Source organism: Nocardia sp. NPDC059195, assembly GCF_042754695.1.
Lineage (GTDB): Bacteria > Actinomycetota > Actinomycetes > Mycobacteriales > Mycobacteriaceae > Nocardia.
Map to the genome: position 1 here is coordinate 110200 of NZ_JBHZBG010000017.1, position 17994 is coordinate 128193.

General features: G+C 66.4%; 17 protein-coding genes. 11 read left to right on the forward strand and 6 right to left on the reverse strand.

The features are described from left to right. Position 1: 1 nt before the first annotated feature. Entirely contained in the window at positions 2–1720 is a 1719-nt protein-coding gene (locus tag ACFXKN_RS21685; protein ID WP_378942819.1) for a DNA/RNA non-specific endonuclease, read from the reverse strand. A gap of 559 nt (positions 1721–2279) precedes the next feature. Here ACFXKN_RS21685 and ACFXKN_RS21690 point away from each other — a divergent pair. From ACFXKN_RS21690 to ACFXKN_RS21700, 3 genes are all read left to right on the forward strand, one after another. Then, complete coding sequence (locus tag ACFXKN_RS21690) at positions 2280–2600, forward strand: hypothetical protein (RefSeq protein ID WP_378942816.1); 321 nt, start codon at positions 2280–2282, stop codon at positions 2598–2600. A gap of 120 nt (positions 2601–2720) precedes the next feature. Further along, on the forward strand, positions 2721–3743 hold the full coding sequence (locus ACFXKN_RS21695; protein ID WP_379433687.1) for a hypothetical protein: 1023 nt from the start codon (positions 2721–2723) through the stop codon (positions 3741–3743). 698 nt (positions 3744–4441) lie between these two features. Then, positions 4442–4777, forward strand: coding sequence for a hypothetical protein (locus tag ACFXKN_RS21700; RefSeq protein ID WP_379433688.1), 336 nt, complete (start codon positions 4442–4444; stop codon positions 4775–4777). On the opposite strand, the gene ACFXKN_RS21705 is transcribed toward ACFXKN_RS21700, so the two are convergent. From ACFXKN_RS21705 to ACFXKN_RS21720, 4 genes are all read right to left on the reverse strand, one after another. Next, positions 4772–5089: a WXG100 family type VII secretion target gene (locus tag ACFXKN_RS21705; protein ID WP_378942805.1), complete on the reverse strand. Its 318-nt coding sequence runs from the start codon at positions 5087–5089 to the stop codon at positions 4772–4774. The genes ACFXKN_RS21700 and ACFXKN_RS21705 overlap by 6 nt on opposite strands. 123 nt (positions 5090–5212) lie before the next feature. Next, on the reverse strand, positions 5213–5926 hold the full coding sequence (locus tag ACFXKN_RS21710; RefSeq protein ID WP_379433689.1) for a DUF6882 domain-containing protein: 714 nt from the start codon (positions 5924–5926) through the stop codon (positions 5213–5215). A gap of 772 nt (positions 5927–6698) precedes the next feature. Further along, the gene (locus tag ACFXKN_RS21715; RefSeq protein ID WP_378942796.1) at positions 6699–6938 is read right to left on the reverse strand and encodes a hypothetical protein; all 240 of its coding nucleotides are present in this window, start codon (positions 6936–6938) and stop codon (positions 6699–6701) included. A 26-nt stretch (positions 6939–6964) separates the two neighbouring features. Beyond that, a complete protein-coding gene (locus ACFXKN_RS21720; RefSeq protein WP_378942793.1) occupies positions 6965–7954 on the reverse strand; it encodes an NADP-dependent oxidoreductase in 990 nt (329 codons plus the stop codon). Positions 7955–8169: 215 nt separating this feature from the next. On the opposite strand from ACFXKN_RS21720, the gene clpB reads away from it, so the two are divergent. The 8 genes from clpB (at position 8170) to ACFXKN_RS21760 (ending at position 17389) form a co-directional block, all read left to right on the forward strand. Continuing rightward, a complete protein-coding gene (clpB, locus tag ACFXKN_RS21725) occupies positions 8170–10746 on the forward strand; it encodes an ATP-dependent chaperone ClpB (RefSeq protein WP_378942788.1) in 2577 nt (858 codons plus the stop codon). A gap of 63 nt (positions 10747–10809) precedes the next feature. Continuing rightward, a complete protein-coding gene (locus ACFXKN_RS21730; RefSeq protein ID WP_378942782.1) occupies positions 10810–11625 on the forward strand; it encodes a DUF5666 domain-containing protein in 816 nt (271 codons plus the stop codon). Positions 11626–11693: 68 nt separating this feature from the next. Next, positions 11694–12893, forward strand: a complete 1200-nt coding sequence (locus tag ACFXKN_RS21735) for a hypothetical protein (RefSeq protein ID WP_378942779.1) — start codon at positions 11694–11696, stop codon at positions 12891–12893. Between the two features lie 173 nt (positions 12894–13066). Next, positions 13067–13825: an SDR family NAD(P)-dependent oxidoreductase gene (locus tag ACFXKN_RS21740; protein WP_378943260.1), complete on the forward strand. Its 759-nt coding sequence runs from the start codon at positions 13067–13069 to the stop codon at positions 13823–13825. Between the two features lie 5 nt (positions 13826–13830). Beyond that, a complete protein-coding gene (pyrE, locus tag ACFXKN_RS21745; RefSeq protein WP_378943255.1) occupies positions 13831–14394 on the forward strand; it encodes an orotate phosphoribosyltransferase in 564 nt (187 codons plus the stop codon). 69 nt (positions 14395–14463) lie between these two features. Continuing rightward, complete coding sequence (locus tag ACFXKN_RS21750; protein WP_378942775.1) at positions 14464–15522, forward strand: beta-ketoacyl-ACP synthase III; 1059 nt, start codon at positions 14464–14466, stop codon at positions 15520–15522. Between the two features lies 1 nt (position 15523). Continuing rightward, the gene (locus tag ACFXKN_RS21755; protein WP_378942770.1) at positions 15524–16213 is read left to right on the forward strand and encodes a lysoplasmalogenase family protein; all 690 of its coding nucleotides are present in this window, start codon (positions 15524–15526) and stop codon (positions 16211–16213) included. A gap of 177 nt (positions 16214–16390) precedes the next feature. Continuing rightward, complete coding sequence (locus ACFXKN_RS21760) at positions 16391–17389, forward strand: alpha/beta hydrolase (RefSeq protein ID WP_379433690.1); 999 nt, start codon at positions 16391–16393, stop codon at positions 17387–17389. Between the two features lie 81 nt (positions 17390–17470). On the opposite strand, the gene ACFXKN_RS21765 is transcribed toward ACFXKN_RS21760, so the two are convergent. Then, on the reverse strand, positions 17471–17917 hold the full coding sequence (locus ACFXKN_RS21765; protein WP_378942761.1) for a hypothetical protein: 447 nt from the start codon (positions 17915–17917) through the stop codon (positions 17471–17473). Positions 17918–17994 lie beyond the last annotated feature (77 nt).

Sequence of the window (17994 nt, forward strand, 5' to 3'; positions counted from 1 at the left end):
GTTACTCCTGAAGTGGTGGCATATTGGGGTACGGATTGGTCAGAACAGGAACACCGTCTACCGTCAGTACTGCAGTGATGTTCGTCGGAGTGAGGTCTGTTCGAGACGGATTATAGTCGAGGTCGATTGTCATATCGACTATAGGTGGTGGTGTTCGTGACAAGTGAGTGCCGATAAGCACTTCCAAAGCTCGCCAGTTGTTTGTTGCATTGCGACCGTCGCCGATCAATCGATTGAGGTTAGTCAGCTCGGGTACCATGTTTATTTCCTCGCCAGGACCGTCGAACTGTGTTGCGAAAAGATGGCCACCGTCGAATGTTGCCATTTGGTATAGCGTCACTTCTTGCGCGGTCGGATCGCGATCGTATATTTCCCGGAATGCGTCGATCGCTTCCTGGTTTATCTGGGCGATCTCTGCTTGGCCAATATTTCCGATATCGGCTTGGCGAGGCCCACGTCGTGAGTCTAGCGAGGGTACGAGTTCGAGTCGACCGCGTGCCTGTACGACACGGCCGTGGTCGTCGGTAATATACGTAAACCGTCCCCCGTCGACTGTGTACTGGCAATTGGGTAGCGGTGTCCTGAGATCTGGGTTGAAGCCTTGCTCGGAATCCCCGGAGTCCGTGTGTACCTCGACAATATTTCCGTTTTCATCCGTAATGAAGAGGCCGCGGTCCCGACCATTCCGATCCGTTACACGGTAGGCGGTATTCGGATCCAAACTCACGGGGTCGGCCGGATTCGCAAATGTACCGCCGCGTTCTCGGCCGAATGGCTTACCTTTCGCAGGCACGCGCGGATCTGGTCGCCGGATATGCTCGATCGGCCGACCACCGGCGAGGGCTGTGTAGTCGTTCGGTGGATTTCGATCCGGTCGATGGAAGCTACTTCTGTCGACGGCGGTCTCGGGCGCGAGTGTCGTCGGGATGGTGCCGGGCGGATGGGAGCCAGTTCCCTCGGGTCTTGTTGTGCCGTCGGGCCTGTGTGTCTGCCACATGCCGTCGGGTGGCACCGTTGGGGTTCGCGTGCCGTCGGGATTTGTGGTTCCGCTGGTGCTGAATACGTTTCCGTTGGCGTCGGTCCAGGCGGCCTGGGTCGGTGCGAGTACCTCTACCCCCAAGTGCTGGGCGAGGCGGTCGGCGAAGCCGTTGGTGGAGGCGTCGCAGCCGATTAGGCGGATGGGGGTTACGCCGTCCCAGCCGGAGCGGCGGAGGAGGTCGCCGTATTGCTCGGGGGTGAGGGTTTGGCCGCCGATTACGGCGTGGCCGTCGGGGGTGATGTGGGTGTCGGCGGTGAAGCGGTTGGGGTCGGCGGGGACTCGGTGGGGGAGGTCGCCCATGGTGGGGTCGCCGCGGTGGTGGGAGACGCCGGCTGGGGTTTGTTCGGCGTGGTTGTTGTGGATTGCGTCGAGGTCGACGGTGGTGTCGAGGTCGGGGGTGGTGTTTGTGTCGGGGGTGGTGGTTACGGTGTTGTCGGGTTGGGTTGTGGGGGTTGCGTGTTGGTCTGCCCAGGACGGGATTGTTGCTCGGGAGAGGTCGGCTCGGGAGATGTCGGAGCCGAGGCGGTGCATGTCGTCGGGGGTGAGGGTGGGGTTGTCGCGTGGGGGTAGGCCGAGGTTGGTGCGGACTGTGTTGGCGAGGTCGGTCAGGGTGGGGGTGGTATCCGCGTTGATGGTGAGGTCGGCTGTTGATGGGTTGGTGGTGGGGACGGCGTCGACCATGAGCCAGTCGCCGAGGGGGAATTGATGGCCTTGGTTGAAGGCGATGTCGGTGGCTGTTTGGGCATTGTCGGCGACGGTGTCGATGGTGGTGGGAGGGGTTGTGGGGGAGCCGGTTACGGCGACAGTTAGGCGGACTACTCGGACCGGCTGGGCGAAAGTGTTGGGGTAGTCGGCGGCTTGGTAGGGGCGGCCCGTGGGTGGGTTGACCTGGAGGGCTTGGTTGTTGGCGGGCTGGATGGGGCGGAGGGATTCGCGGGCTTGTCGGGCCTGGTTGGCCGCTTCGAGGTTTTGGGGGGTGAGGAGTGGGTCTGTTGGCGGCGTCGCGGGGGTGGTGTTGGTGGGAGTTGTCGGGTTCGTGGGTTGGGTCGTGTCGGTGGGAGTTGTCGTGGTCGAGGGAACCTCGCTGTGGGTTCCGTTCGCTGTGGGGGTCGGCGAGTTGGGGGCCGTGTTCGGTGCGGCTGGGGTGCGGCCCGTCGGCGAGGTTCTCGGGGTTGTCGGTCGAGCAGCGGACGGGGGTGCCGTGTGAGTCGTCGGGGTGGTGCCTGTGGATGAGTGGGGAGTGTTCGGTGTCGCCGGATTCGCAGTGGATGGTGGGGCGCTTGGCGTGGGTGTGGGGCCTGTGGATAACCCGGGATTGTTCGGGGTTGTCGGCTGGGTGGCGGGCGGTTGGGCGGTGGGGGTTGTCGGCCTGGTGGTTGTGGATGGTTGGGGAGTGTTCGATGTCGGCGATTGGTGCGTGGCCGGGGTGATCGGTGCGCTGATGGGTGGGGTTGACGGTGTCGAGTTGGGAGGTGTTGCGGTGGTCGGTGTTGCGGTGGGTGCCGTGCTGGGTGCTGTGGCGGTGGTCGCCGCGCTGGTTGTTGATGCCTCGGCTTGTTGAGGCTGGCGGGTGGTGTCGCTGGGGGACTGGTTGTTCGGGGTCGGTGCTGTTGGTGTGGTCGTACTCGGGGTGGTGGGTTGTGGCGTCGTCCCGACCGTGGACGGGGTGGAGGTAGTCGGGTTGCTGCTGGTCGACGTCTGTTCGCTGGTGGTCGGTGCCTGGGTGGGGGCCGGGCTCGATGGATTTGGTTGGGCTGCGGGCGAATCAGTAGGTGTCGTGGGCGCATCGACCGGTGGGAGGTCGAGCGAGGACGAGGGGGGTGCCGACGGACTGGGTTGGTTGGTGGGGTTGGAGGTGTCGCCCGGAGTGCTTGGGTTTGTGCTGTTGGGCGATCCGGTTGGGTTCGGATTCGTGGTGCCGGTGTTGCTCGGCGATGAGGGCGTGCCGTTGTCGGCGGGTGTCGAGGGGTTGGTCGGCGCGGGGCTGGGGTTGCTCGGTGATTCCGGTGAGCCAGTACTGGAAGGGTTTCCGTTGTCGGAGGGTGTCGAGGGGTTGGTCTCCGACGGGCTGGGGTTGCTCGGCGAGTCCGGTGCACCTGTGCTGGACGGGTTTCCGTTGTCGGCGGGCGATGTCGGGCCGGGGGAGGTCTCTCCGGGTGAGCTGGGGTTAGGCGTGCTGTCGCCTGGCGAGGTAGGGGAACTGTCGCCGGGCGAGTTGGAACTCGGCGAGTTGTCGCCAGGTGAGCTCGGGCTTGGCGAGTTGTCGCCTGGTGAACTGTTGCCTGGTGAGCTGGGGCTTGGCGAGTTGTCGCCTGGTGAACTGTTGCCTGGTGAGCTGGGGCTTGGCGAGTTGTCGCCAGGTGAGCTCGGGCTCGGTGAGTTGTCGCTGGGCGAGTTGGGGCTGGGCGTGCTGTCGCCGGGTGTGCTGGGGCTGGGTGAACTGTCGGCAGGCGAACTCGGGCTGGGAGAACCATCCGCGGATGGGGTGCCCGTTCCGGCAGGTGTCGCAGCGCCGGGAGTATCGGCCGGATTGCTGTTCGATGGCGAGCTGTCGCCAGGAGAGGAAGGTGAACCCGCTCCGGAAGGCTGGGTTGCGTTGTCCCCATTAGGTGTTGACGGGGTGCCCTCAGATGCCGGAGCTGGGGAACCAGGAGTACCCGTCGATGCGGGCGAAGTCGATCCCGGCGCACCACCGTTCGTCTGAGCCGGAGACGAACCCGGATCTCCCGTACCGGCAGGGCTGGTAGGCGAGCCCGTATCGCCCAACTCGGGAACCGTCGGCGCCGGAGAGTCCCCGCCGCCCTGCGAGCTGGATTCCAACCCGCTCTGCAACCCACCCGCACCAGCACTGGTGAACGTATCAACCCCGATATCGAGCTTGAAATCCTGACCCATCAACAACGACGCCGCACTCGCCGACGCGACCTGCGCCGACAGATCAGCACCGAGCTCAGTCGCCGCACCTGCCGCGGACTTGGCCGCCAATTTGCCGAGACCGGAAGTGACGTTGTCCCCGACACCGCCCAGCTTGTCCCCGAGACCACCACCGACAGCACCACCAACAGCACCACCGAACGTCGCCAAACCCAGGTCGGCCCAACCGAAGTCATCGGTCGAGCGATCGCCCTTGGCGACCTGGATGGTGCGGGCGAGCGCGTCGATCCCGCCCTCTTCCAACGCCTCGAACGCCGCCCCACGGATCGCGGCCCGCGCGGCCGCTTTGGCGATACCGCGCGCGATCATCCTGGTCAACAGCGTTTTCATCGCCATCTTCACCGCGACCTGCGCCGCAACCCGCGCCGCCACACCCGCCGCAGCACCGACCCCGGTCCACGCGGTCGCCAACGCGATACCGATCTCGACCGCCGCCACGATCATCGTCCCGATGATCACCAGCTTGGTGTGCTCGATATCGTTGGCACCGTCTTCGAGCAGCTCGGCCTGCTTCTCACACCACTTACGAATCGCGGTGAACGCCGCCTCGTCACCAGCGAGGAGCTTGTCGCGGTAGGCCGCGATCGCGTCGTGGGTCTCGCCTTCAGACAAGGCGCTCAATGCCGCGTTCAAAGCCCGCGCGGCGTCCTCGTCGACAGTGTTGAGCGTGTTCGCCGTAGTGGTCCATGCATCAGCCAGACGCCGCATCGCGGTCTCGTCACCCTCGGGCCAATCACCCGCCCCGAGAATGTATTTCGCAACCCACTGCAAAGAGTCCGGGATTTCGATACCCACGAACTATGACCCCGTCGACTGCTTCAGCTGGGCCGCACGGGCCGTGTCCTGCTCGACCAACTTGTCCGCGACAGTCACCATATTCGTGCCGAGCTGCGTCATCGACTTCGCGAGATTGCCGACCGAGGTCTTGCCCTGCTCCACACCCGGTGTGTAGTTACCCGCGAACGCCTGCCCGATCTCATCCCCACCCCAGCACTCACCTTCGGCGGCCAACGCCGAGGTCAACGTGGTCAACGCCGCAGACAGAGTCGAAGCGACCGCATCGAACGAGGACTGCGTAGTGCGCAGCGCATCGGGATCAGCCTTGATCGAACTCATCGCAAACCCCAACCTCGCCCAACAGTGCTGTCGAGATATTGGACGCACGAGGCCGTGCCGCGGATCCCTATTGTGTGCTATGTCTCATTGGCGAGGTTATGGCTATTGTTCTGCGAGGCAGGGTTATCCGTTGCTCATCTGCAAGTCCATGCTCTTCATCCTGGCCAATTCGTCGAAGGCGATCTCCCCGGTGAGGCCCGGCCCGGTGGCCGTTGCCAGGGAGTGGTCGCCGGACCACTGGACGCCGAGTCCTCGATGATTGGCGTAGGCGTGGAGAGCGCGGCGTCGATCGGTGAGCGGAAACTCGGTGAGCCCCTCCTGGATAACCCGGGCGATGCGCGGTGCGAAGGGCGCGGGCAGCACGAACGACGGATGCTCGATCAGAAACGCGGCCCTGGTCCCGCCACCGACCGGCCCGCTATAGGCAGTCCACACTCCGGAGATCGCCTTGGCTGCGTCCATGAACACATTCACCACACCCTCGGCCCGATCGGGAGAACCGGGAAGCACGGCGAACGGCACTTCCGCATCAGCGAGTCCACTGATGCCATAACGGATTCCGAAGTCGCGCACGGACTGCGCGAGTCCGGTGACCGAATCCGGGTAGCCCGCCGGGTTACCCCACGCCCACAACCACGACTGAGGTCCCGGAGCCGCCGACCCGAGCAGGTGCATCCGCTCGCATTCGATCGGCTGGTCCCCGGTCAAGGTGAACCGGCCGACCGCCAAGTCGACACTCCACCCACGATCACCGGCGATATCGGCGAGATGCAGTTGATGCTCGAAGGAATACAGCGCGGCATCGTCGAGCAGGTTCGCCAAGGTCACATCAGACATGACGGCGAGCGTACCGAGCGCGAATCGGATCGCGGGAACGATCTTTCCGCCCGCGCGGCCCTGGTGAAACTCGATGTGAACTAGTCACAGGGTTCTCGCGGAAGTTACTGGCCAGAGCGGAAACTCGCTAGTTGCTAGTGCGCGCGGGAGTGTGTAGCGTCACACGAACAAGAACGGCCGCCCGGCGAGCGCCAACTCACCGAACGGCCTAGGTACGAAACAGTCAACAGCTGTTCGCACCGTAGGGTGAAATCCTACATGCAACGGCTCGGCGTCTCTTGATGCCGGGCTTTCGTCGTTCCAGGGGTGTGTCCATACCCTGACGACGGGCTGTCTGTGTCGTGTCCTGGGCCTTGGCCGCTCCTGTCGGTCGTTATCGGAGAGCCCGACCGAGGGGCAGACAACCCTGACACCCAGCCTCCTGCGAGCACCTTCGTCGTACGCCTCGCACGTACGCACCTGGTCGGTTCGGGAGTGCACACCTTCGCCCAGGTCCAACATCGCCACACGCCGAAACAGGCGTGGGGCCAATTGTGTTGGCCGAGGACGCAAATCGGGGTTCGGTGCGGGGAAGCGGGCAGGGATGGTTACGACACCGGCACCCTTGGGTGCTCCATACGGTGTAGTCCGACCGGACGTCGTCGGTCAGTCGTCGCGGCGATACCCACCGAGCGGCGCAACGAAGGTGATCGAGAAGCCCACATCGAGCAGGCCCGTGCAATGCGGCTGTCACGCCCTTGAATTCAGCGAATGCGTGAACGGCGGTGTGTTCTCAGCCGAAGATCTCGTCGGCATCAGCGGCGGTTGCCGCGCGCCGCAACCATGCGGTGAGCTGGTCGATATCGGCGCATTCTGCGATGCGGGCCCGCTGCAGAGCGGAAACAGTGAGGTGGCGGGCTTCCAGAACAGTGAGGATGCCACCGACAAGCCCCTCTTCACGCCCCTCTTCACGACCTTGCGCGACGTATTTCCGTGCGATCCGACCCTGATACTCGTACGTCATGGTCATCATTTCCTCCAACCTTCGGCGAGCGGGAATCAGATGGCGAGGACGGTTTTTCCACGTGCGTTGCCTTGGCCGAGCACGGCAGGAGCGGCTTCAAGGGGCACGGTCATCTGCACCGGAACGACAACATCACCGGCGGCGACGCGGGACAATAGTCGGCTCAATTCCGGTGAGCGCCCTTTGGATTCGAAGTTGCCGCCGGTGATGTCGTTTTCGCGCAGCACCGCTTCATCGGCCGCCCAGGTCGTCGAAAAGGCATGGCCGCCTCGGCGGACCAGGGTGGCGTGGGAGGCGAAATCTCCCGGCGAGCTGATCACGTCGAAGAGCACATCGATGCCGTCGGGATGGGTGAAGCGGACGGCGTCGGTGACGCTCGAGTCATGGCGGGTGGCCGGGTCCGGATCGACGAAATTCGGGTCGGCGGGGCGCATCTGGGTGTAGTCGACAGTTTCGGCGGCGCCGAGGCGGGCGACCTGGTCGGTGGCGTCGGCGCGGGCGGTGGCGATCACGTGCGCACCGGCGGTATTGGCCAGCTGGACGAGGAAGGAACCCACACCGCCGGTCGCGCCGACGATCAGTACCGTCTGGCCGGGCTGGATGTGCGCGGCGTCGACCAGATCCTGGGCGGTCACGCCGGCGACCGGCAGCGCCGCGGCGGCCACCGTGGTGACCCCGTCGGGGATCGGGACGAGGGTCGCGTCCTCGGGGACCGTGGCGTACTGCGCCCAACTGCCGTGTCCCGCCGGTGCGGTCAGGAACTTACCGACCACCTTGTCGCCGACCTTGAATTTGGTGACACCGGTGCCGATCGCCGAGACGGTGCCCGCGCCGTCGACGCCGAGGATCATCGGGAAGTCGGTGGGCATTTTGCCCTCCAGGATGCCGTCGGCCATTTTCAGGTCGAACGGGTTCACCCCGGCCGCGTCGAGCGCCACTTGAACCTCACCGGGACCCACCCCGGGGACGGGCACATCGGCGAGCTCCGGTGTGGCGCCGAACTTCTGAACCACGATCGCGCGCATGGGGGTGAACTCCTCGCATCGGGGGTGAGCCGGGCACCGCAATCCTAGGCGGATAGCCGTTCGACATGCGGTGATTGATCGTCTTCGGTGGTGTCGCGGCGTACCGTGAAGCGCGGCTTCGAAGTCCGCCGAAAATTTTTAGAGTTGAGCGGAACAGACTCAACTTTGTGAGCGTTGAACAAGTCGATACCGGACACACACAAGTAGGGAGATTCGTGGACTCGTTCAATCCCACCACCAAGACGCAGGCGGCCTTCAACGCCGCCCTTCAGGCCGCCGCGGCGGCAGGCAATCCGGAGATCCGTCCGGCACACTTGCTGGTGGCGTTGCTGGATCAAACCGATGGCATCGCCGCACCGTTGCTCAAGGCCATCGGGGTCGATCCGGCGACAGTCGAACGTGAGGCAGGTGCCCTCGTCGACCGCCTGCCGCGTGCTACCGGCGCCACCACCACACCACAACTGGGCCGCGAAGTCCTTGCCGCGATGACCGCTGCCCAACGGCTCGCCACCGAGCTCGGCGACGAGTTCGTCTCCACCGAGAACCTGCTGGTCGGGCTGGCCGAAGGCTCTTCGGACGTCGCCCAGCTGCTGCGTAAGCACGGCGCCACCCCGGAATCCCTGCGCGACGCGTTCACCGCGGTCCGCGGCGGCAGCGGCCGGGTGACCAGCGCCGATCCGGAAGCGAGCTATCAGGCACTCGAGAAGTACTCCACCGACCTCACCGACCTGGCCCGCGCGGGCAAACTCGACCCCGTGATCGGGCGCGACACCGAGATCCGGCGCGTGGTGCAGGTGCTGAGCAGGCGCACCAAGAACAACCCGGTCCTCATCGGCGAACCAGGCGTCGGCAAGACCGCCATCGTCGAAGGTCTCGCGCGGCGCATCATCGAAGGCGATGTGCCGGAGTCGTTGCGCAACAAGAAGGTTGTCTCGCTCGACCTCGGCGCGATGGTGGCGGGTGCGAAGTATCGCGGTGAATTCGAGGAGCGGCTCAAGGCCGTGCTCGACGACATCAAGAACAGCGCGGGCGAGATCATCACCTTCATCGACGAGCTGCACACCATCGTCGGCGCGGGCGGCACCGGCGACTCGGCGATGGACGCGGGCAACATGATCAAGCCGCTGCTGGCCCGCGGCGAGCTGCGCCTGGTCGGCGCGACCACCCTCGACGAGTACCGCAGGTACATCGAGAAGGACGCGGCGCTCGAACGGCGATTCCAGCAGGTGCTGGTCGGCGAGCCGTCGGTGGCCGACACCATCGGCATCCTGCGCGGCATCAAGGAACGCTACGAGGTGCACCACGGCGTGCGGATCACCGATTCGGCGCTGGTGGCGGCCGCGACACTGTCGGACCGCTACATCACCTCGCGGTTCCTGCCCGACAAGGCGATCGACCTGATCGACGAATCGGCTTCGCGCCTACGGATGGAAATCGACTCGCGTCCCGTCGAGATCGACGAGATCGAGCGAGCGGTGCGGCGCCTCGAGATCGAAGAGGTGGCGCTCGAGAAGGAGACCGACGCCGCGTCCAAGCAGCGGCTCGAGAAGTTGCGCCAGGAATTGGCCGATGACCGCGAGAAGCTCAGCCAGCTCACCACCCGCTGGCAGAACGAGAAGAACGCGCTCGATTCGGCGCGCGGGCTCAAGGAGCAGTTGGAGGCGCTGCGCGGGGAGTCCGAACGGGCAGAACGTGACGGTGAACTCGGCAAGGTCGCAGAGCTGCGCTACAAGCGCATCCCCGACCTGGAGAAGGAGCTGGCCGACGCCGAAAAGGCCAGTGCCGCAGCATCTGACGGTGACGTGATGCTCAACGAGGAAGTGACTCCCGACGACATCGCCGATGTTGTCTCGGCGTGGACCGGGGTGCCGGTCGGGCGCATGCTCGAGGGCGAGACCGCCAAGCTGCTGCGGATGGAAACCGAGGTCGCGGGGCGCGTTGTCGGGCAGGAAGAAGCCGTGCAGGCGGTCTCCGACGCGGTGCGCAGGGCGCGTGCCGGTGTCGCCGATCCGAACCGGCCGACGGGCTCGTTCCTGTTCGTCGGCCCGACCGGCGTCGGCAAGACGGAGCTGGCGAAATCGCTGGCTGACTTCCTGTTCGCCGACGAACGCGCGATGGTGCGCATCGACATGAGCGAGTACAGCGAGAAGCACTCGGTGGCCCGGCTCGTGGGCGCACCGCCGGGATACGTCGGCTACGACCAGGGCGGCCAGCTCACCGAAGCGGTGCGCAGGCGGCCGTACTCGGTGGTGCTGTTCGACGAGATCGAGAAGGCACACCCGGATGTCTTCGACATTTTGTTGCAAGTTCTCGACGAGGGCAGGCTCACCGACAGTCAGGGTCGCACGGTCGACTTCCGCAACACGATCCTCATTCTCACCTCCAATCTCGGCGCCGGTGGCGACCGCGATCAGGTGATGGAGGCGGTGCGGCGCGCGTTCAAGCCGGAGTTCATCAACCGGCTCGACGATGTGGTGATGTTCCACGCGCTCGACGCCGAGCAACTGGAGTCGATCGTCGACATCAACCTGCGTCAGCTGCAGAAACGGCTCTCACAGCGCAGGCTGACCCTCGATGTCACCTCCGAGGCCAAGAAGTGGCTCGCCGTGCGCGGCTACGACCCGGCCTACGGCGCGCGACCGCTGCGCAGGCTGATCCAGCAGGCCATCGGCGACAGCCTGGCCAAGGAACTCCTCTCCGGTTCGGTCGCCGATGGTGACACCGTGAAGGTGAGTGTGGACGACGCCACCGACAAGCTCGTCGTCGAACGCGAAGTTATCCACAGCCCGTGATTTATCCACAGCCCGGTGCGTAGGGACCACCCAAACGTACCGGGCTGTCCTACCCTGGAGCCCATGACGAACCCGAACGATCCGTGGGGGCAACGCCCGGAGGATTCGCCGACCGAACGGCTGGGTTCGCCGGGCACCGACTCGACCACGCCGTACGGAGGCAATTCGTTCGACGAGTGGGGGCAACCGTCGAACCCGACGCAGGCGTTGCCACCGCACGACGCGCAATGGGGTGCCTACGAAAGTGGCTATCCCGCAGCTCAACCCCCGCCACAGCAGGCGCCGCCCGGCTACGGCCAGGGTTATCAGGCGCCGCCACCCGGGTACGACCAGGGCTATCCCGCCGCGCCGCCACCGGGCTATCCGCCGCGGCCGCAGGACGGTGACCAGGAAGAACCGCCCAAACGCCACACCGGTTTGTGGATCGCGCTCGGCTTGGGCGTGCTGGCGTTGATCGCGGTCGGTGGAGTGCTGGCCGGTCTCGTGCTGAGCGGCAACAACTCCGATGAGAACACCGCTTCGGCGCCGACGACCACCCAGCTGCTCGTCCCGCCGACGCTGAAACAGACCACTCCGGGCACGCCGCCGAGCGCGAGCGGGCTCCCCGGCTTGCCGGGTCTGGGTGGCGGCGAAGATCTCGGCGCCACCATGGGCAGTATCACCGCGAATACCGGCACCGAGATCACCATGAGCACCCTCGGCGGATCCGACGTGCGAGTGCTGATCGACGACGCCACCCAGGTGATCTCGCTGACCAGCACGAAGGCGAGCGAGCTTCCCGTCGGCGACATGGTTATGGTGCAGGGCGACAAGAACCCAGACGGGTCGATCCACGCCAAGATCATCATCAGTACGGCGTTGCCGGGCGGCCCCCGATGAGCGACCCGCGCGTCGAATCCCCGGTGCTACCGGGCAATCACGGCGACGGCTGGATAGGCTAGGCGACGATGACGGCTATGTGGTTCGGGTTAGCAGCGATCGCACTCGTGGGTGCGATAGTCCTGCTGTATTTCGATCGGGTCCAGCGGCAGCGCACCGGACACGCGAGACAGGTGTGGGCGAAGTCCCAGGGCTACACCTACGTGTCGGTGGAGCCCGCGCTCGCCTCGACGTGGCGTCGTGGCGCGCTGACCAAGCTCGGCTACCTCTCGGCGGTCGACGTGGTCTCCGGTATTCGCAAGGGCGAGAAGTTCGTGCTCTTCGACCTGGAGGACGCGGCGACGCTGGTGGCCGTGCGACGCCAGATCGGCTCCGAGATCGATGTCGACATGCGGCTCAAGACCGCGGCGCCGCCGAAGGACCACGATCTGGAACTGCTCGGCGCCATCGGCGACCGGGTCGTGTTCGCCACCGATCCGGAGATCGCGCGCCACGCCGTAGATCAGCGGATGGTCGGCTTCATCGAGTCGCTGTCCGACACCGTGCAGATGCTGTGGAGCGAGGGCAACTGGACTCTCGGCATGCTCCCCGTCGGCAGCGGATCCAAGGACTGGGAGACCGCGATCGACGTGGTGCTCCGCCTGTCGGGCCTGCTGCACGTGCTGCCGCCGGTGGCCGAGCCCAACGAATTCACGCGGCCGAGGTCGAGTGCCAATCTCGCGCCCGGCTTCCGCCCCGAGTACGACGACGAAGACGACGATCGCGAATTCGCTTCGGGCCGGGCGGAATACGCCGACGTCGAAGAGCACGGTCGTGCCCGCTTCCCCGGTCCTGACGAACTCGATGCCGACGACGAGCCCTACGCCGCCCGTGGTCCGGCGGCACGCCTGCCCGAGACCGATGAGCCCTACGACAGTCGTGGCGCCGCGGTCGGCATCGACGACGACGAGCGCTACGCCTCGCGCGGTGCTGCCGCGCGCCCGGACGAGTCCTATGGCGCCCGGTCTCGCGAGGATCGCGCCCCGATCGGCGGCCGCGCCCCCGCGCTGCCCGCCGACTACGACCCCGATCTCGACGACCCCGAGTTCGAAGACCAGCCCGCACCCGGCCGCCGCCCACTCGGCGAACAGCCCAAGCGCCCGTCGCTGGCCGTCGTCCCCGAGCCGCGTCCCCGCACCGAGCCACCGCTCGACGACGCGGAACCGGGCCAGCCGGGTGGTCCGTTCCACCCCGGTTTCCGCCCATACCAGGGCCCTGTCCCGAAGTGATCCACCTGCCGCGGTAGTCGTCGCGGCATCCTCCTCGACCGGAATCGATCTCTGCGATGACCGACAGTCCCTTGCGCCCAACAGTCACTGACGCGCCAGCGTTCGACAGTCTTTCGCGCACGGCCGGAGCGAAGGCGGAGGTACGCCTACCCGGCGTGCACCGCCCCGTCGCCATGATCACCGGGCCGACGTCCGGCATCGGGCAGGGCTTCGCCCACCGCCTCGCCGCCCTCGGCTACGACCTGGTGCTCGTCGCCAGGAACGAGCAACGACTGCGTGAACTCGCCGACGTGCTGGCCCGCCGTTTCACCACCTCGGCCGAGATCCTTGTCGCCGACCTGGCCGATGACGACGACCGCGCTCGCGTCGCCGCGCGCGCCGCGAGCGGCATCGACTTCCTCTTCAACAACGCGGGTTTCGCGCATTCGGGTGAGTTCTGGACACTCGAGCCCGCGCAGCTGCAAGCGCAGCTCGACGTGAACGTCACCGCGGTCCTGCAGCTCACCAGGGCAGCCCTGCCGCTGATGGTCGCGGCGGGCGCGGGTTCGATCGTGAATGTGGCGAGTGTGGCCGGGTTGATCCCCGGACGGGGGTCGACCTACTCGGCCTCCAAGGCCTACGTCGTATCCTTCACGGAGGGTTTGGCGGGTGGATTAGTGGGCACGGGTGTCCGCGTCCAAGCGCTGTGCCCCGGATTCGTGCAGACCGAGTTCCACGAGCGCGCGGGCATCGAGATGAGTTCGCTGCCCAAGCGCCTGTGGCTCGACGTCGATCAGGTCGTCGAAGGGTGCCTGCGGGATCTGGACTCCGGCCGGGTGATCAGCGTGCCCGGCGTGCAGTACAAGGTGCTCACCGCGGTCGCGGGCTTCGTCCCGCGCACCCTGGTGGCCCGGATGAATCGCGGACTCTTCAACGCACGCGGAAGGACATGACTCAGATGATCGACCAAGCACGTCAGTCGCTCACGAAGGCCGATCGCGACCAGCTGGCCGCCCTCGTGCGCGAGCTCGCGGTCGTGCACGGCAAGGTGACGCTGTCCTCGGGCAAGGAAGCCGACTACTACGTCGACCTGCGCCGCGCGACCCTGCACCACCAGGCCGCCCCGCTGATCGGTTCGCTACTGCGCGAGCTCGTCACCGACTGGGACTTCGACGCGGTCGGCGGGCTCACCATGGGCGCCGATCCGGTCGCGATGGCCGTGATGCACGCGCCGGGTCGCCCGATCGACGCGTTCGTGGTTCGCAAGGCGGCCAAGGCGCACGGCATGCAGCGCCAGATCGAGGGCCCCAACATCGTCGGCAAGCGAGTGCTCGTCGTCGAAGACACCACCACGACCGGCAACTCGCCGCTCACCGCGGTGCGCGCGCTGCGTGACGCCGGTGCGATCGTGGTCGGCGTCGCCACCGTTGTCGATCGGGAAACCGGTGCTGACCAGGTGATCGCCGAGGAGGGGCTGGAATATCGATCGATCCTCGGCCTCGACGATCTCGCCCTGGGTTAGCCTGAACAACGCCGAACCCGGACGACGACGTGGTCTGTCCGGAAAGTCTGAAGGACGTGTGAGTCACCTGTGGTGAGCATTGCAGTTAACAAAGGTCGCGACAACGTCGCGATGCTCGGGATCGGTGCCTACCGTCCGCAGCGCATCGTCACCAACGCCGAAGTGTGCGAGACCCTCGACTCGACGCCCGACTGGATCTTCGAACGCACCGGTATCCACAACCGGCGCTGGATCAGTGGCGACGAGACGATCCGGTCGATCTCCGCGGCCGCCGGTGAGCGCGCGCTGAACAACACCCCGATCGATCGATCCAAGATCGGCGCGGTCATCCTGTGCACCTCGAGCTGGCTCAAGCTCACCCCGCACGGTGCCCCCTCGGTGGCCTCCGACCTGGGGCTCAACGGCGTCGCGGCGTTCGACCTCACCTCCGGCTGTGGTGGCTTCTGCTACGGCCTCGGTGTCGCCGCCGACCTGATCCGCGCGGGCTCGTTCGACTATGTGCTGGTGATCGGCGCCGAGACGATGACCGTCGGCCTCGACCCCACCGACCGCGGCACCGCGATGATCTTCGGTGACGGCGCGGGCGCTGTGGTCGTTGGCCCGGCCGAGGACAACGGCATCTCCCCGACGGTCTGGGGCAGCGACGGCGAGAACGCCGAAGCCATCGCCCAGGACGTCGATTTCCTGGCGTACATGGACAAGGCGCAGGCCCTGCAGGGCACCGATCCCTCGGTCGAGGCCGTCGGCCGGATGTCGTTGCACATGGAAGGCCCGAAGGTCTTCCGCTGGGCCGCGGTCACCCTGCCGCGCGCGCTCTCGGCGGCGCTCGAGTCCTCCGGCGTGGCCAAGGACGACATCGAGGTGTTCGTCCCGCACCAGGCCAACGCCCGGATCAACGAGCTGATGAAGAAGAACCTCGGCCTGCCCGAGAGCGTCCCGATCGCCAACGACATCGAGAACACCGGCAACACCTCCGCCGCCTCGGTGCCACTGGCGATCGAGGAAATGCTGGTCACCGGCAAGGCGAAGGGCGGTCAGCTCGCGCTGCTGCTCGGCTTCGGCGCGGGCCTGAGCTACGCGGGCCAGGTCGTTACCCTGCCGCCCGCCCCGAAGGAACCGAGCTTCTGACATGCGAAGACTGCGCGCCGCTTATCTAGCGGCGGGTGCGGTCACCGTGTTCGGTGCCGTCACCGGCCGCGACCGCCTGCAATGGGTCGCCAAGCCACTGCTGATGCCACTGCTCGCCGCCGACACGGTGACCAGCGGAGTCGAGATCGATCCGGCCGAACGCCGGATCCTGCTCGGCTCGCTGGCCGCGGCCACCGTCGGCGACGTGCTGCTCCTCGACCCCGACGACGACCGCCGCCTCATCGCGGGCGCGTCATCGTTCGCGGTGATGCAGACCGGCTACTCGCTGCTGTGGTGGAAACGAGGCGCCCGCCCGCGCCCCGAGATCGCGCTTCCCCGGGTAATCGCCTGGGTAGGCGCGGCTGGTCTGCTGCGCGCGAAAGCCCCCGTCCTCGCGATCCCGCTCACCGCCTACGGCGCGACCCTTGGTACCGCCGCGACCCTCGCTTCGGATCCTGCCCTTGCGCCGGACGCGAAGAATATTGCGGGCCTGAACATTCCGAACGCCGACCCACGCAGTCGCCTCGGTATCGGCGCCCTGCTGTTCACGGTTTCGGACGGCCTGATCGTCCTACGCCGCCTCTTCGCCAACGACGACCGCACCCGTAGAGTCACCGAAGGTGTAATCCTGGCAACCTACGTCGCTGCGCAATACCTGCTTACGGACGCACTGCGGGACCGCAACCACTGATCTCGCCGGCACATGGGTAACTCATCGGGCACGAGCCAACCCGATCGCGATCCCCAAGACGCCGACGCCACCTACCCCGCGCCTCCGTCTGGCTGTGAATCGCGGAGAGGCGGGACTGTCACATGGCGCTTACCTGGGTGTCGTCGCCACGCAACAGCCCGCGCGCACGCTTCAACGATGACCCGGCAATCGCAGTTCATCGAGGTGCACGGGTATCGCCGGGCGTTCCGGATGGCAGGCACCGGTCCGCCGCTGTTGCTGATCCATGGGATCACCGACAGTTCGGGGACTTGGGCGCCCGTGTTCGACGCGCTCGCCGAGCACTACACCGTGATCGCGCCCGACCTGCTCGGTCACGGTGAATCGGCCAAACCACGCGCCGATTACGCCGTAGCGGCCTACGCCAACGGCATGCGCGACCTGCTCAGCATCCTCGGCATCGAGCGGATCACCGTGGTCGGGCATTCGCTGGGCGGCGGGGTCGCGATGCAGTTCGCCTATCAGTTCCCCGAGAAGGTGGAACGGATCGCGCTGGTCTGCCCGGCGGGGATGGGTGCGGGCGTGCACCCCGCGTTCCGGCTCGCGACCCTGGCGGGTGCCGGCCCCGCGCTGATGGCGATCACCAGCTGGCCGGTCCGCACCGCCGTGCGCGCCGCGATTCCGGTGGTGACGGCGGCGGGTGGACTCGGCCTCGGGCCCGACGCCGAATACGTGCTCCGCCTCTACGGCCACCTCGCCGAACCGGGCGCCCGCAACGCCTTCCTGCGCACCATCCGCGCCGCCGCCGACCGCCGCGGCCAGACCATCACCATGCTCGACCGCGGCTACCTCGCCGCCCACCTCCCGACGCTGGTCATCGGCGGCACCCGCGATACCGTCATCCCGTCGGGCCACGCCGATCGCGCCCACCGGGCTTTCCCCGGCAGTCGCATCGAAATCTTCGCGGGCGCAGGCCATTTCCCGCACCACTTCGACCCCGACCGCTTCGTCGAACTGATCCGCTCGTTCATCGAAGAGACCGATCCGGCCGTCTTCGACCCCGTCCGCTGGCAGCGCACACTCCGCCGCGGCCGTCCGATAGTCGGCCTTCCCTCACTCGAGCCCAAGCCCGAACCGGAGCCCGCGCAAACGGTTGAGCCCGTATCCGCCAAGGCGGTCGGGTCCGCACCCACATAACGCCTGGACACGCGGGGTGAACCGGCACCTTCGAATGAAGCTGTGCCCGTGGTGCTTCCAGCCGTCGGATTGAAAGACCGCTCACAGAACCAGGATGATCCGATCCCGGTCCTGCGGGTCGACACGAATCGGAACCGTCTCTCCCACAACCATTCTGGGTTTGTGCACCGGCATCACGTCCACCACGATCGTCCCGTGGTAGCTCTCGGACCCCGGCACCGTGAGCTCCACATCGAACTCGGTCAGCTCACTCGCATGATCGGTCCGACGCAACGGATGCACCCCGTCGATTCGTGCCCATCCCTCGAGCCCGTGCTTGCGCAACTGCCGGTCCGCCCGCGTCGGCATCGAAGCCCAGGTCATCGCGATCCCGCAGGCCGAGCCGAACAACCCGACCATGATCATCACCTGATACGGCGCCGTGCCCGGAGGTGCGTGCGGCGCCAACCATCCCAGCCACACCGCGAGCGCGATCAGATACCCCGCCACGACGCCGATCAGCGCCCGGAATACCCGCTCATGATCCATCTCGCTCACCACCCGCAAGTCGGTGTTCTTCCAGGGTAAGCGCCCTACGGCCGCCGCGATTACGCTTGGCCGATGAG